Source organism: Mesorhizobium sp. M2A.F.Ca.ET.039.01.1.1, assembly GCF_003998035.1.
Classification (GTDB): Bacteria; Pseudomonadota; Alphaproteobacteria; order Rhizobiales; family Rhizobiaceae; genus Mesorhizobium.
On the sequence record NZ_RZRY01000096.1, the window covers coordinates 1 to 14,173 of the forward strand.

General features: G+C 61.9%; 16 protein-coding genes and 2 pseudogenes. 10 read left to right on the forward strand and 8 right to left on the reverse strand.

Annotated features, from left to right (window positions below; genetic code table 11):
- Positions 1–342, forward strand: a pseudogene (locus EOA24_RS10475) (zinc-binding dehydrogenase); the annotation flags it as partial.
- Positions 343–764: 422 nt separating this feature from the next.
- On the opposite strand, the gene EOA24_RS10480 reads toward EOA24_RS10475, so the two are convergent.
- Entirely contained in the window at positions 765–2,210 is a 1,446-nt protein-coding gene (locus tag EOA24_RS10480; protein WP_126080051.1) for an adenylate/guanylate cyclase domain-containing protein, read from the reverse strand.
- 351 nt (positions 2,211–2,561) lie between these two features.
- On the opposite strand from EOA24_RS10480, the pseudogene EOA24_RS10485 reads away from it, so the two are divergent.
- Positions 2,562–3,207: pseudogene (locus EOA24_RS10485) on the forward strand (chloride channel protein); the annotation flags it as partial.
- Between the two features lie 99 nt (positions 3,208–3,306).
- On the opposite strand, the gene EOA24_RS10490 reads toward EOA24_RS10485, so the two are convergent.
- From EOA24_RS10490 to EOA24_RS10510, 5 genes are all read right to left on the reverse strand, one after another.
- On the reverse strand, positions 3,307–3,783 hold the full coding sequence (locus tag EOA24_RS10490; protein WP_126080050.1) for a DoxX family protein: 477 nt from the start codon (positions 3,781–3,783) through the stop codon (positions 3,307–3,309).
- Between the two features lie 11 nt (positions 3,784–3,794).
- Complete coding sequence (locus EOA24_RS10495) at positions 3,795–4,580, reverse strand: DNA-binding domain-containing protein (RefSeq protein WP_126080049.1); 786 nt, start codon at positions 4,578–4,580, stop codon at positions 3,795–3,797.
- Positions 4,567–5,598 carry a DUF692 domain-containing protein gene (locus EOA24_RS10500; protein ID WP_126080048.1) on the reverse strand — a complete coding sequence of 344 codons (1,032 nt, stop codon included), beginning with the start codon at positions 5,596–5,598 and terminating at the stop codon, positions 4,567–4,569. The genes EOA24_RS10495 and EOA24_RS10500 overlap by 14 nt, the downstream gene beginning before the upstream one ends.
- Positions 5,599–5,640: 42 nt before the next feature.
- Positions 5,641–5,910, reverse strand: a complete 270-nt coding sequence (locus EOA24_RS10505; protein ID WP_095081018.1) for a DUF2282 domain-containing protein — start codon at positions 5,908–5,910, stop codon at positions 5,641–5,643.
- Between the two features lie 271 nt (positions 5,911–6,181).
- The gene (locus EOA24_RS10510; protein WP_126080047.1) at positions 6,182–7,003 is read right to left on the reverse strand and encodes a hypothetical protein; all 822 of its coding nucleotides are present in this window, start codon (positions 7,001–7,003) and stop codon (positions 6,182–6,184) included.
- 203 nt (positions 7,004–7,206) lie between these two features.
- Here EOA24_RS10510 and EOA24_RS10515 point away from each other — a divergent pair, with 203 nt between their 5' ends.
- The 6 genes from EOA24_RS10515 (at position 7,207) to EOA24_RS10540 (ending at position 11,528) form a co-directional block, all read left to right on the forward strand.
- Positions 7,207–7,482 (forward strand): hypothetical protein, encoded by a 276-nt coding sequence (locus tag EOA24_RS10515; RefSeq protein ID WP_126080046.1) that lies wholly within the window; start codon positions 7,207–7,209, stop codon positions 7,480–7,482.
- Between the two features lie 193 nt (positions 7,483–7,675).
- Entirely contained in the window at positions 7,676–7,951 is a 276-nt protein-coding gene (locus EOA24_RS10520) for a hypothetical protein (RefSeq protein WP_126080045.1), read from the forward strand.
- Positions 7,952–8,122: 171 nt separating this feature from the next.
- A complete protein-coding gene (locus tag EOA24_RS10525; protein ID WP_127409785.1) occupies positions 8,123–9,037 on the forward strand; it encodes a LysR family transcriptional regulator in 915 nt (304 codons plus the stop codon).
- A 188-nt stretch (positions 9,038–9,225) separates the two neighbouring features.
- Positions 9,226–9,726, forward strand: a complete 501-nt coding sequence (locus EOA24_RS10530; RefSeq protein WP_126080043.1) for a cupin — start codon at positions 9,226–9,228, stop codon at positions 9,724–9,726.
- Between the two features lie 93 nt (positions 9,727–9,819).
- Entirely contained in the window at positions 9,820–11,022 is a 1,203-nt protein-coding gene (locus EOA24_RS10535; RefSeq protein ID WP_126080042.1) for an MFS transporter, read from the forward strand.
- Between the two features lie 80 nt (positions 11,023–11,102).
- Positions 11,103–11,528 (forward strand): DUF302 domain-containing protein, encoded by a 426-nt coding sequence (locus EOA24_RS10540; protein WP_245463466.1) that lies wholly within the window; start codon positions 11,103–11,105, stop codon positions 11,526–11,528.
- Between the two features lie 57 nt (positions 11,529–11,585).
- On the opposite strand, the gene EOA24_RS10545 is transcribed toward EOA24_RS10540, so the two are convergent.
- Both EOA24_RS10545 and EOA24_RS42930 read right to left on the reverse strand, forming a co-directional pair.
- Positions 11,586–12,206 (reverse strand): LysR family transcriptional regulator substrate-binding protein, encoded by a 621-nt coding sequence (locus tag EOA24_RS10545; protein ID WP_245467293.1) that lies wholly within the window; start codon positions 12,204–12,206, stop codon positions 11,586–11,588.
- 32 nt (positions 12,207–12,238) lie between these two features.
- A complete protein-coding gene (locus EOA24_RS42930; RefSeq protein WP_245467292.1) occupies positions 12,239–12,424 on the reverse strand; it encodes a LysR family transcriptional regulator in 186 nt (61 codons plus the stop codon).
- A gap of 277 nt (positions 12,425–12,701) precedes the next feature.
- Between EOA24_RS42930 and EOA24_RS10550 the strand changes: the two genes are divergently transcribed.
- On the forward strand, positions 12,702–13,484 hold the full coding sequence (locus EOA24_RS10550; protein ID WP_126080040.1) for a 3-hydroxybutyrate dehydrogenase: 783 nt from the start codon (positions 12,702–12,704) through the stop codon (positions 13,482–13,484).
- A gap of 22 nt (positions 13,485–13,506) precedes the next feature.
- The coding region (locus tag EOA24_RS10555; RefSeq protein WP_133374490.1) for a patatin-like phospholipase family protein at positions 13,507–14,173 on the forward strand (667 nt) is incomplete at its 3' end.

A 14,173-nucleotide genomic window follows, 5' to 3' on the forward strand; every position in this document is an offset into this window, starting at 1 on the left:
TTCGTCGACCTAGGGAACGATACCCTGAAGGACGTCGGCGGCGTCGATCTGGTGTTCGATGTCATCGGCGGTGATATTTAGAAGCAGTCCGCAGCACTGATCCGGACCGGAGGAACGCTGGTGACCGTCGTCGGCCCGGCCGAGGCGCGGCCCACAGACGGCCTGGCGGTTGATTTCGTTGTTGAGTCCGATCGCGCCCAACTGAGGGAGATCGTCCAGCGGGTGCGGGACGGACGACTGCAGACTAACATCGGCAAAGTTTCGGCTCTCGACGAGGCCGTTGCAACCTTCAACGCGAGCGGGCGACGCAACGGGAAGACGGTCATCCGCGTTCGTCCGTAAGAAGGTTAAGAGAGAGGGCGGGTCCTCTCTCCTCCTGGTCTTCGCCAAGCCGCGCTGAGCGATATGACGACGCGATTCCGACGGCCTTTCGAAGATCGGATGCGGCGTGATCCACCAGAAGACCGGGCATGGCCGAGGGCACGGCTGATACGGCAGCTTGCAGCTCATTCCGGACCCAGGCCCGACGGTAACGGCCCGGTCGCGGCACTCTCCGATCGTCCCGGCTGCCTTCTGCGATGCCCTACCGACGCCGGCTGAACAGCTGCGCTGCTTCCGAATGTGATTTCAGAGGTCTGACGCAGACTCAATTCTCCTCACGCGAGACGCGGTGCCGGAGGGCAATCGAACTTGACTGCGCTCACCAGACGGACCTCATGAGCTCCCGATTCCAGGCAGGTCGAAGGGTTGGCTCGCTGTCGCTTCTATCCCCGCATAATGCGATAGACAGTTGCATCGCCTTCCACACCTCGAAGAGGCGCGTCGAAAGCCACCACACGATGGCCGGCAAGCATCTCGCTGACACCGGGCGCGGAATGGAGTGCCTCGGAAATGCAGATCTGTCCGGCTTCCGCCAGGGACTGCACGCGCGCGGCGACATTCACGGTCTGGCCGAAATAGTCGAGGTTGTCGTTGAGCGTCACGGCGATCGATGGTCCACAGTGGGCGCCGATCTTGAGGATGATGCCCGGCCCGTCATGGTCGCTGTTGAAACGATCGATTTCTTCAAAGATGTGGAGTGCGGCCGAAATCGCATCCGACGGCTGTGAGAATACAGCCATCACCGCATCGCCAATCGTCTTGACCACCGCTCCGGAATGTTGCCGAACCGCCGCGTTGACCAGAGCGAAATGCTCGCGAACCAATGCATAGGCGTTGAGGTCACCCAGGCGCTCATACATGGCGGTCGAACCCTTGAGGTCGGTGAACAGGAAGGTGATCTGGCGGATGCCGAGCCCCTCCTTCTCATCGACACGTTCGGACCGGAAGAGCTGGCGGAAGGTTTGCCGCGCAAGCAGCGCTCCGCCGGAGACATAAGGGTCGAACTCGAGCGCCGGCTTGGTGGTCAGCGCGACAAGCTCGGGCGGCCAGTTGATGGCAAGCAACGAACCGCGCACCGCCCCCCTGTTCGCCACCTCAATGACAATCGGACCAGCCGGCACGGCTGGTAACGCCGGCAAGAAGCGTTTGCCATCATAGTCGATCTTCAGAAGCGTCGGCGCCGAAACCGGATCGCCCGATATCGGCACAGCGAATGCGGCCTGCGTCTGCACGTTGACGCCCGCAAGGACGCCTGGTCCCAGGTCGGCGCGGACCACTGTGGTGGTGCCTGGCGGCAGAAACGTCATGCCCCGAACGAAGCCGCGCAGAACGTCAAGAAAGCGAACGTCTTGCCCGGGTAGCCGCCCGTCATGTCCGAAGTGGAGCTTCCAGTGAAAATCCTCGACAGGCAACGTCTCGGGATCGTGGTGCGGCAGGCGCCGCAGCTTTGGCGATATCGAGAAGGTGACCTCGATGAAGTCGTCGAGGTCGGTGTCGCCCGACACGTCGCACAGGCCGCAGACGTAGTGGGTCTTGAGCGTGCGAAGGGCGCCGAAACTGTCGAGCACCATGCCGGACTGGGGACAGAGCACATCCCAGCTCATGTCGAACAAACCACAGCGGGCGGCGTGAAGGAAGAGGTCGATTGCTTCAGGCTCGGCGATTGCGCGGTCGCGAGCAAAGGCCAGCGGATTGACACGATAAAGCGAGTGGTCGTCGGCACTCCTGATCAGCGTCTCGAATTTCGAGATGACGCGAGGGCTCCAGGCGCGCGCCTGCTCCACCTTGGTCATTTTGCTTTCGAGAAGACGATCGTCGACTGCCGTCACGCCCGATCCTCAACCTTGTCTCGCGACAGCCTACTAAAAAACCAGCGCGATGCGAATGGATTGCCCTTGAAATCGCTGCCGGAACAGCAGGGGTGCATGTGCTCCTGCTCGTTTACCGTGACATGGACGGTCGCGCACGCCATGCAATGTGCCGGTCGCGGTTGCCGGGAAGGAAGAGAACTCTAGCCCCCAATCCAAGGCATATCGATCGCCCCAAGCGACACAGCAATTCCGAGGGCCACCAGAGCAACGCCCAGCCTACCTTCGAAGCGCTGGCCACGGGGCAGCAGCTTTCTCGATGAAGATGACCAGCGTCAAAAGCAGCATCCAGGCGATGCTCATGACGCCATCGGCGGCGGTGTTGGCGCGTCGTTCTCGCTATTGGCCCTCAAGATAATGCGGCGCATTCGACGCTGGAACGCGCTGCAGCCACTACGGCGCACGCTGGCGGTGGCGGGCATCTGCGGGCTGGCGGTAGCGGGGATCGGCCTTGCATCGGGCGGCCTTACCTTTGGCACCGGCTACGCGCAGGCGCGGGGAGCCGTCGAAGGAACGCCTCTACCGGTGTTCTTCTTCTACCGGTGTTCTTCTTCGTCGAGAAGTTCTCCGCCGGGCTAATGTCGATGGTATCCGGGATTCCGGGCGGTATCTTCGCGCCGTCACTCGCTGTCGGCGCGGGCCTTGGCAGCGCGCTGGGGCTCATTTTCGGCGCTCGCACTGGCATCGCCGCGCTGCTCGGCATGGCCGGTATTTCGCCGGCGTGGTGCAGGCGCCGATGACCGCCTTCGTCATCATCCTCGAAATGACCGGCAACCATGACAATGTCATCGCGCTGATGTGCGCGTCGATGCTGGGCTTTGGCACGGCGCGGCTGATTTCCAATGAACCGCTGTATCACGCGCTGTCCCGCGTATTCGTCGCCGAAGCGATCCGGCGCCGCAGAACGGCAGGTGGTGAAGTGTGCGCTGCCGGGAACCCATCCGGCCTGCCTCGCTGAGAGGACTCGCCGCACGGGTCAGGGCCCTGAAGCTGTTGGGCTCGGGGTGAGCGTGAACGATGAAGATGCGCACCGCGCGTTTCCAGCTAGGCGGAATGCCTATTTTCTGGGTGCCGAAAGGATTCGCTCGGCGACATGGTCGAGCGAGAAGACGCCGGCGCCGCGTGTCAGGACCAGAAGCAGCAACGATGCCCACAGCAGATGCTCCGCCCAGTTTTCTGGATAGACGAAGATCTGGATGACAGAGACGACCCCGAGCAGCATCACGGCCGCAAAGCGCGAGAATAGTCCAAAGAAGATCAACACCGAGCCGGTGATTTCGGCGGTCGTCGCAAGCGGCGCCGCGATCGAAGGGTCGATGAACGGCAGATTGTATTCGTTGGCGAACAACTGCAGCGTCACCGGCCAGGATGCCAGCTTGCTCTGTGCCGACTGCCAGAAGACATGAGCCACTGCCACGCGGGCGGCGAGCTGGACCAGCGAGAATGGAATGTGTTCGGGCAGCTTGATGATACGCTTGTAGAGGCGGACAAAGCCGGCCGGGTTGGACGAGGATTGCTCCGATATTGCGGTCATGACCGTCTCCGTCAGTTTGAGGGGGAATTCGAGGCGACCCGCACGTCGGTGACGAGCCTGTCGCGGAACAGACGCACGAGGGCTGAAACCAGGTCGAAGGCCGGGTCGAGCGCCAAGGCGCGGCCAGTGGCATGCTCGAGGCCCAAGCCGTGCTTCAGCGAATGCCAGAAGGCGAAGCTCGCGCGGTCGAGCAGAAAAAGCCGCACGTAGTTCCCCGATCGCCACAACGCCACACGCTCGGGGCGCCTTATCCAGGTAACGGCTTCGTCGACCGCCTTTTCCTGTTGATGCGCCATCCACACCGACAGGATCGACCAGTGCGAGACGATCAACCGCAGTGAGGGCTGGAGCTGGATATCCGGCGACAGCCCAAGATCGGTGTTGTCATATTCTGCGAGGCTGCGAGGCGGCAGCGACGCTGTGTCGAGCGCCTCCGCTATGGCCCATTCGAGACGCGCCGTTTCGGCGACGATAGGCATGTCGGACAGGGTGTCGATCGTTTTCAGGAAGCGCGGGAAGCCGGCGCCATAACGTGCCAGCCGCGACTCCACTGGCGGATGCCGCCGAATGAATTCGCTCGCCGCGAAGCGGAAGAAGCGCTCATCGACGAGGCGGACGGTCACGGGAAACACCGCCATCAGCGCTGCGGTGAGGGAACTGCGCGTGTTGTTCTGGTAAATCCGCAGGCGCGCCAACGGATCTGCCTTGCCGGCGGTCAGTATATTTGCGCCGACCACCGGCTCCAAGGCCAGCACCGACCGCGCCATGGTGGTCTGCAAGTGTTCAAGCGGCAGCATGATATTCCTCCTCTATCGAGACAAGCGCCGCGGACATGCACGGCCTGGCGCGTCTTGCAGCGGCAAACGCCGCAAGGACGGGCATGCCGGTCGTCGTTTCGCTTTGGACAGAAAGGATCGGCGTCGCTCGCGTTTTGGTCATTTGCTCGCGCCGCGTGGCTTGCTTGCGGCTGAACATGAGCGAAGCGGTGAGCATGTCGGCCCACATGGCTTCGCCAAGCAGCACGTCGAGGATGGGAACGTCGGTATCCCACTCGATCAAGGTTGGGCGCGGCCCAAGCCGGTCTATAGCATGCTGATAGAGCGCCCATACGACGGGAGGCACGCGCGAGCCGTGGTCGTCGATGAGCACAGTGTCGGCGCCGACGTGGTTCGTCGCATGGCCAGCAAGGTGGATCTCGCCGATCGCCTCCGCCGGCAGCGCATCGATGAAGGCCTTGGCGTCGTATTGCAGATTGTGCGCCGAGACCTGGACATTGTTGACGTCCAGCAGCAGACCGCAGCCGGTCCGCACCACGAGCTCGGCCAGAAACTCGGCCTCGCTCATCGAGGAGTCCGCAAAGGCGACGTAGGCAGACAGATTCTCGATCAGCACCTGCCGCTTCAACGTTCCCTGGACGGTCTCGACGTTACGCGCGACGATCGCCAGAGCTTCTTCGTCATAGCGCAGCGGCAAGAGATCGTTGAGATAGGCGCCGTCAGCTACACTCCAGGCGAGATGCTCGGAAACCAGATCGGGTTGGAAGCGCTCGCAGACCATGCGCAGTCGCTCCAGATGATCGCGGTCCAAGCCTCGTGCGCTACCAAGCGACAGGCCGACTCCATGCACCGAAAGGGGATAGATCTCGCGGAGTTTTTCCAGCGCCTCGACGCCCGCGCCGTCTCCCATGTAGTTCTCGGCATGAACCTCCAACCACCCGGCGGAAGGCCGCCGCGTCAGCATTTCGCCGATGTGAGGAGAGCGAAGACCGATGCCCGCCGATGCGGGGATTGCGAGAGGCTGAAATGCACGGGACATCGGTCTGCTCCATTTTGGAGGTTGGCAAGAAGTCTGGATCTTTCAGGCTTTCGGCTTATCGCTGCCGCCCGCGATCTTGGCGCAGCTGCCGGCGGGCACGTAGAGCCAGGAATCCGGCTGGTTGTCGGCGGTCGCGGTGCCGGCGCAGGAATGCGTCGCGGTCTGGCAGTCGTTCTGGCCGGCCTTGACCACGCCGTAGCATTTCTCGAAGGCGAAGCCGGGCTTGGCGGCCGGGCCGCTATAGGCCGCCGTCGCGGCAAGGGAAGTGGCGGCAGCAAGGGCCGATCCGATGAGAGTTTTGGTATTGATCACAGGCTTGTCTCCTGGTTGGCGTTTCGAGAGAAAGACCGGCCTTGAGGCCTGTCTGCAAAATCAGTCTCGCCGATCGTGATGCCGAGCTGAAATGCTGTCTCGGCATGGAATTGATACGCTGCCACTATGTTCTGAAACTTGGCGCGAAAAAGCCCTCCAGCGGGGAGCCGGAGGGCTTGGCACCTGCATTCGGGAGTATGCGAAGCAGGCGCGGCTAGGGCGGGGAGCGAGGCGCCTAGATGTATCGTCTTTCGCAGTTGGAGGCCGGGGCTTAATCAGCGCGGAAAGGCTCGGTAGCAAGCCAGTCCGCCGCACGCAGCCGCCCCCTGTCGCGCATCTCGGTCAGTTCGCCCCAGTCGATCCAGGGCCGCAGAAGCAGTGGGGCTCCGGCACGGTATCGGCCGTCGAATATGGTGTGAACGGGCGCGCATCTGGTCAAGCAACAACCGGCGGCGGGGCTGCGATCCGGACACGGTGCGGTGAAGACGGAAGGTCTGCCGGTGACGATCAGGCGATGGCGAGCTTCAGTTGCCAGGACAGGCGGGGACTGAAAGACGTCGCCGTCACCCCAATAGATGTCGCCGTCGATCTCGACGGGCAGCGAGAGGAAGGGGATAGTGGCCGCCGCGACGATCGCGTCGATCGAAAGCTGACTGCCGGTGAAAACCTTCACGGCGTCAGTGCGGGCATTAACGGCCTGGACGCAAAGTTTCACCGGGCAGCGTTCGACGCGGATTTGCTCGATATCGATTGACTGTTCCAGGACCGATCGAAGCAGGCTGGTCCTGTCATTGGCGAAGACAGAGGCGTGGCTGACGCGCCGCCAGAAATTGGCGAGTGCCATCCGCGCACCGCGCCTGCCGCCGACGCTTAGGCCGTAGGCAAAGACTGCTGCCTCCATCGCTGCAAAGCCCGATGCGGTCACGCCGCTGAAGCTGCAGCGCGGCTCGTCCAGCAGGCGATCGAGCACGCCCCAGACAAAAGCTCCATGCGCGTCGTTTGCCAGCACGATGTCGATCGTCGGGTCTTCCGCACCAAGATCCGCAACCGAAACGGCGGCCTGGTTTGTTCTCATCGGGGACTGGGCAAGCATGGTTTGGTCTCCTCCCAAGATCGTCACTAGGACGACTGGAGAGAGACTGCCGCATCTTCTTGTTCAGCCGAAATGCCAAGGTGGCATGAAGTCCATAGGCAGATTGCATTGGCTGCAGGACTTCGCGCGCCGCACTCTTCATCCCGATCAGGCCGGGTAATGAGCCGCTGCCAGAACCGCGGCCTGGAACAGGAGACGGATGAATGAAGAGACAATTCGCCTGTGTGGCTGCGCTTGCAATCGGTCTTGGTGCGAGCCCCGCGTCGGCCGACCCGTTCAGCGACCTCGCCGCATTGCCGACGTTCTATACGGACGCCACGATGAAGACGATGAAACCGATGACTGGGTTCAAGAAGGCCTGGTTTGCCATGCCGAAGCATGACCGGGTCAAGATGACCAAGGCGTGCAACGACCCGGTGATGAGCGGGCACCACGCCCAATTTTGCGCCAACGCGCTTGCTTTGGGCGGAGACAATTAGCGGTGCTCGTCGAGGACCCTTGGAATACAGAGCCGGCATAAACTCCATTCGCAGACGGCATTGGCGAGTTGAGTGCCGGATGAAGCAAAGTCAAGCTCGGCAAGCTGGAACAACAGAGTTCAAAAAAATGCTGCCAGTCGTTCGGCGGGGTCGTCAAAGGGACGACTGCATAACTCCAGAAAAGGCTCCCATCATGAATATCAAAGCTATCTGCGTCGGCGCTTTTGCCCTTTCGGTTATCGGCGGGGTCGCCTTCGCCGGAGTTCTCGACGAACCGTCCAACATGCAGCCCTTCTTCACCGATTCCGGCATGAAGACGATGAAGTCGAGCGCGGATTTCGAGACGGCGTGGAAAGCCACGCCGAAGGCGATGCAGACTTCAATGATGAAGGAATGCAACGACGTCGCCATGAGCAAGCCGCATGCTCAGTTCTGCGCCCAGCTCTTCGCCTTGGGCCATCACAGCTGATTTTTCCGGGCGCCGAGCACTATCGCACGGTTTGATGGCGGGCCCTGGCCCGCCATCAGCGCATGACGAAACGCTATCGACTTTATAGCCCCCGTGCATTGGCGTGATGGATTGCTTTGCGGCACGGTTCCAACCTGCACATGCATCTATGCAGCAGAGGGATAAACCGGCATGGACATTCATCACATCCGCTACTTCCTGGCCGTCTGCGAGACGCGGAATTTCACGCGCGCCGGCGAAAAGTGCAACATTACCCAACCGGCGCTGTCGCGCGCGATCCAGCAGCTTGAAGACGAGGTTGGCGGCCTTCTGTTTCGCCGCGAGCGGAACCTAACGCACCTCACGGATCTGGGCGCTTTGCTCCGTCCCAGATTTCAGCAAATTCTCGACGAGGTGACTGGCGTGCGCCAAGAAGCGTCGAGGTTCCTGTGCCTGGAGAATGCAAATCTCAAGGTTGGGGTCATGTGCACGATCGGCCCGCGGCGATTTACCGGCCTATTGACCGACTTCAACAGGCGCCAGCAAGGCATCCAGCTGCAGCTTGTTGAGGGCGTGCCGGCATCCCTATCGCAGCTGTTGGAAGCCGGCGAGATCGATGTCGCGATCATGGCGTCCAGCAACAGGTTCCCGGAGCGCTTCGATGTCACGCCGCTCTATCGCGAACGGTTCGTGCTAGCGTTTCCCAACGGCCATCGGCTGGCCCGCAACGACAATGTTGCCATCTCGGAACTCGACGGCGAGAACTATCTCCGACGCCTGAATTGCGAATATCGAGACTATCTTGCCGGCCTCTGCAATGAACGTGGCGTGAAGCTCAGGATCTCCTACGCCAGCGAACGCGAAGACTGGATTCAAAACATGGTCTCGGGCGGGCTGGGAATCTGCTTCATCCCGGAATTCAGCGCCGTCATTCCCGGTTTGCAGATCAGGCCAGTCGTCGATCCTGAAGTTTGGCGCGAAGTCTCGCTCGTTGTGGTGGCGGGGCGCCGCTTCTCGCCGGCGACATCGACGTTCGTGAACAGCGTCAAGGCGCACAGCTGGCCGGAAAGCGGCATCGATCTGTCGCCCAGGAAGAGCGCTGCATAGCATTTCGAAGTGAAGCCTAACGCCGCGATTAAACGTCGTGGCGGGACAGCCTCGTTGGCGCGGTCGTCCACCATAGTTTTCAGGTATCGAATTAAGAGCCAGTCAGCATTTCTCTTTCTTCGAGGCTGCCGTCACTCTCCTCCTATGCCCCGCTACCGCGATTGGGCACCGACAAAGGAGAAATAGACATGGCTTCCAAGACTATTGCATTGCGGGTGCCGCTGAAGCTGGCGCTGACACTAGGACTTCTCACCGCGACCGCCGCGTTTTCGGTGGCCCCGGTTTTCGCCGGCGACTGCCCTGCTGGCCAGGCCGCCACCGCCGACATCCAGGAACATCCCAGCAAGCCCGTCGGCGTGACGGACACGGTTCTTTCGGCGATCGACCTCAGCCCGAAGGGCGAAGCCTGGAAGGGCAACATGCTGCGTCTGCGCAAGCTTGTCGTTCAGCCGGGCGGCGTGGTGCCGTGGCATGAGCACACGGTTCGCCCCGCCAACATTATCGTCGTCGAAGGCTCCATCACCGAATACGCCAGCACCTGCAAGGTCGGCATCGAGCATCCGGCCGGCGACGTGACCGCCGAGTTCGGCCAGCTCGCCCACTGGTGGAAGAACAACGGGGAGGTTCCGGCGGTGCTCTACTCAGCCGACGTTCTGCCGCCGGCGATGCATAACGATCACATGATGTGAGCTGCTTTCGCGACCAGCGGATCCCAGCAGCAGCAGCAGCAAACAGCGCGTCCTCAGGCGATCGCCCGAGGACGCATTGGCCAGGAGCCTGTGATGACGACCAGTGAACATACCGAATTAATGGGGCTCCGCAGGGTCGCTGCGGACAGCTGGCGCTTTGGGCTGATCGCCCTGATCGCGTTCCTGACGCTCGTCGACCTGTTCGCCACCCAGGCCATCCTGCCTTCACTGGTGACAAAATTCGGGGTCAGCCGCGCGACTATGGGCTTCGCCGTCAACGCCAGCACCTTCGGCATGGCGGTGGCCGGTATCGCCATCGCTCTCTTCGGGCGCGGCATCGATCGCCGCAACGGCATCTGGATCAGCCTGGCCATCCTGGCGATTCCGACGACGCTGCTGTCGCAGACGGACAATATTGTGGTCTTCGCCCTGCTGCGTGTAGCTCAAGGCCTGTGCATGTCGACTGCGTTCACGCTCACCATGGCCTACCTGGCGGAGCATTTTTCCGCCCGGCAGACCACGAACGCGCTTGCGGCGTATGTGACCGGCAATGTTGCCAGCAACTTTTTCGGCCGGCTGATGTCGGCGGCCGTCGCCGACATGTTCGGCATCTCCACCAACTTCCTGACCTTCGCCGCCCTCAATCTGTTTGGCGCTGCTCTGGTCTGGTTCACGCTGCAGAAGACCTCGGCAATGATTCGCGCAGACCTGGACGGCCAGCCTGTGCGCGCCGCCTGGAAAGCGCCGTTGCGGAACGTCGAACTGCGGGCCTGTTTTGCGATCGGCTTCCTGATTCTGTTCGTCTTTATCGGCACGTTCACCTACGTGAATTTCCAGCTCGTTGCGGTGCCGCTTTCGCTCACGCCGATGGCCTTGGGCGCCGTCTATTTCGTTTTCCTGCCATCGATGCTGACCACCCCGCTTGCCGGCCGAGTCGCAGCGGGGCTTGGCCCAAGGGGAGGGATTGGGGCAACGCTTGCGCTGGCGATCGTCGGCTTGCTTCTGCTGCTTTTACCCAGTCTTCCGATTGTTCTTGCCGGAATGACCCTGGTTGCCGTCGGCACCTTCCTGGCTCAGGCCATAGCCACGGGACATGTCAGCCGCACCGCGTCGCGCGATCGCGCCGCCGCGAGCGGCATTTATCTCGCGTCCTACTACGGCGGCGGGCTCGCCGGCAGCTTCCTCATCGGACAGATCTACGACCGTGTCGGCTGGACCGCATGCGTGGTCGTGCTGGCCGCGGTTCTCGCCGGCGCGATCGCGATCGCGCGTGTGCTGCGAACGCCCAAGGCCTGATACTGAAATCGAAACTTAGTTATCCAACCAAGGAGACCGACATGACCAACCAACTCAAAACTCTGCTTGCAGGTGCCGCCATGCTGATGACGGTCATCCTTCCGGCTGCCGCCTCGGACGGCGTCGTCGCGGTGAAGAGCGACTACTCGGTCGCCGAGACCGTCGCCCGCATCAAGAAGGACGTCCTTAAGAAGGGCCTCATGTTCTTTGGCGTGATCGACCAGGCAAAGCTCGGCAACAAGGCCGGCAACGACGTCCGGCCGTCGCGGCTCGTCATGTTCGGCAATCCGGCGCTCGGCACGACGTTCATCACCTCAAATCCCGAGGCCGGCCTGGACTGGCCGGTGCGCGTGCTGGTCTACCAAACCGGAGATGGCACGGTTTACGCCGCCTATAGTGATTTCGACTGGATCGCCAAGCGGCACGGCATCACTGACCGGCAGGCACAGTTCAAGATGGCGACCGAGGTGATCCAGTCCGTCACGTCGTCGGTCAGGAAGAATTGATCGGCGCGAGGCGCTCAGATGCTTCGGCTCGTCGAAGTGTCAGCCTCGAACAGCCAGTCATTCGGCGGCGGACAGCGCCTTCATCCGCTCGCCCAACCATTTCTTCTGCGTGGCCTCGCGCACCAATGTGCCGACCGCGGGCGAATGCCTGCGGCCGCGCACGGTGACGAGATTGACCTCTCGCCAGAATTCGGGCTCGGTGATCGGCAAAGGCACCACGCCGGGATGCTTGACGGTATGCTCGGGCATTAAGCCGAAGCCGAGCCCGGCAACGATCATCGCCAATGGCCAGTCGTCACGATCGCTCCAGTAGACCGGACCGACCGTGACGCCTTGTTCGGCAAGGATGGCATCCGCGTAACCCGCGAACTCGCAATTGTTGCGGTGGATGTAGCTTTCGTTTGACATATGCTTCACCTGCACCGCGCGCCGAATGGCAAGGCGATGGGTCAGGTGGACCGCCATCACCATCTGCTCCTGGAACAACGGCAGGGAGTGCACTTCTTCGTCGGCATCGTCTGAAGGTAACGCATAGATGGCAGCCTCGAGTTCGCCCTCGAGCAGCCTTCTCCTGAGGCTCACCGCATCCGCATCGCAAAGATGCAACTCGACGCCCGGGTGGTGCGCGCGCACAGCCGCGATGAGCTCGATGATCTTGTCCGGAGCGATCGTGCTCATGATGCCGACCTTGAGCGGCATCTTCTTTAGGATCACATATCGAGATAGGTCTCGCCCATGCGGCCGAGCTCGGTGAGGTGAATGAAGCGGCGCTCACGGTGGAAAAGCGGCCCGCCGAATTCATCTTCCAGAAGCTTGATTGCGCGCGACAGCGCCGGCTGCGTGACGTTGCACTGCTCGGCCGCCCTGGTGAAATTCAGCTCCTTGGCGACAGCCAAGAAGTATCGGACTGGCTGATCTCCACGGCACGCTCCCCTCACTGGTCGCGCATACGGCGCCGCCCGCGTTGCGGCGCGATCTTACTAGCTGCCGTTACGTCAAACAACCCGACCGGTCGATCGACGTCCGAGCTTCGAGCCAACGTTCTGACCGTCAGCTATCGAATCCATGTCTCAACGGCATTTCCGCAGCTTGCGGCGGTTCACCATACTAGTCCTCAGATCCAGGGCCGGCCCGCGCCGTCGCTGGTAGCCGCGCAATCAGAAGGACAAGACGATGCTCAAAGGTAAGACAGCACTCATCACAGGCTCGACCAGCGGCATCGGGCAGGGCATTGCCGAAGCCTTCGCTGCCAAGGGCTGCAACATCGTTCTGAACGGCTTTGGCGACGCCGCCGAGATCGAACGCCTGCGGGCCAGGCTTGCCGCCGATCATAAGGTCGCCGTTCGACACGACAATGCCGACATGAGCAAGGGCGACGCGATCACCTCGATGATGGACAAGGCCATCGCCGAGTTCGGCGCCGTCGACATACTGGTCAACAATGCCGGCATTCAGCATGTCGCGCCGATCGATGACTTCCCGATCGAGAAATGGGAAGCGGTCGTGGCGATCGACCTCATGTCTTCCTTCTATACGATCCGGCGCGCCCTGCAGGCGATGAAGGCGCGCAAATGGGGTCGCATCATCAATGTGGCCTCGGCGCACGCGCTCGTCGCATCTCCCTATAAGTCGGCCTATGTCGCGGCCAAGCACGGTGTCGCGGGCCTGACCAAGACCGTTGCGCTGGAAGTTGCCGAACAAGGTATCACGGTCAACGCTGTTTGCCCCGGCTACGTGCTCACGCCGCTCGTCGAGAAGCAGATACCGGACACGGCCAAGGCCCGCGGGATCACCGAGCAGCAGGTGATCAAGGATGTTCTGTTGGCCGCGCAGCCCACCAAGCAGTTCGTCACCGTCGAGCAGGTTGCCGCGCTCTGTCTGTTCCTGGCGTCGGACGAGGCGGCCTCGATCACCGGCGCCGTGATGCCGATCGAAGGCGGTTGGACCGCTCACTAGACCTGCACGAGGAGCGAAGGCCATGAACAAGATCACGCAAAACCTATCCGCCCCGAAAGCAGAACCGGCGACTGGGCACCAGGGCGACGTCAAACGTCAGACCGTCCTTGTCCTTCAGGGCGGCGGCGCGCTCGGCGCCTATCAGGCCGGAGTCTATCAGGCGCTGGTCGAGGGCGGCATCGAACCGGATTGGGTCATAGGCACGTCCATCGGCGCCATCAACGCCGCGCTGATTGCTGGAAACAAGCCCGGCGATCGTCTGCCCAGGCTTCAGGAATTCTGGGACGGCGTCAGCAGGAGCAGTCCATTCGACGAGTTTTTCCGGATGATGGTTCCGAGCAACATTTTTGCCAACATGGGCACGGTGATGCGCGGCATCCCTGGGTTCTTCGAGCCGAACCCGAGCGCCATGTTTGGGGTCAACCGCGAAGTCGGTGTCGAGAACGCGTCTTACTACACCACCGATCCGCTCAAGAGGACGCTGAGCAATCTGATCGACTTCGACTACCTCAACGGGCGTCACACCCGGCTGACAGTCGGCGCCGTCAACGTCAACACCAGCGAGCTCAAATACTTCGATACGCGCGAGATGATCCTGTCGGCGGCCCACATCATGGCGTCGGGCGCCTTGCCGCCGGCGTTTCCGGCGGTCTGCATCGACGGCGAGCCGTATTGGGACGGCGGCATCT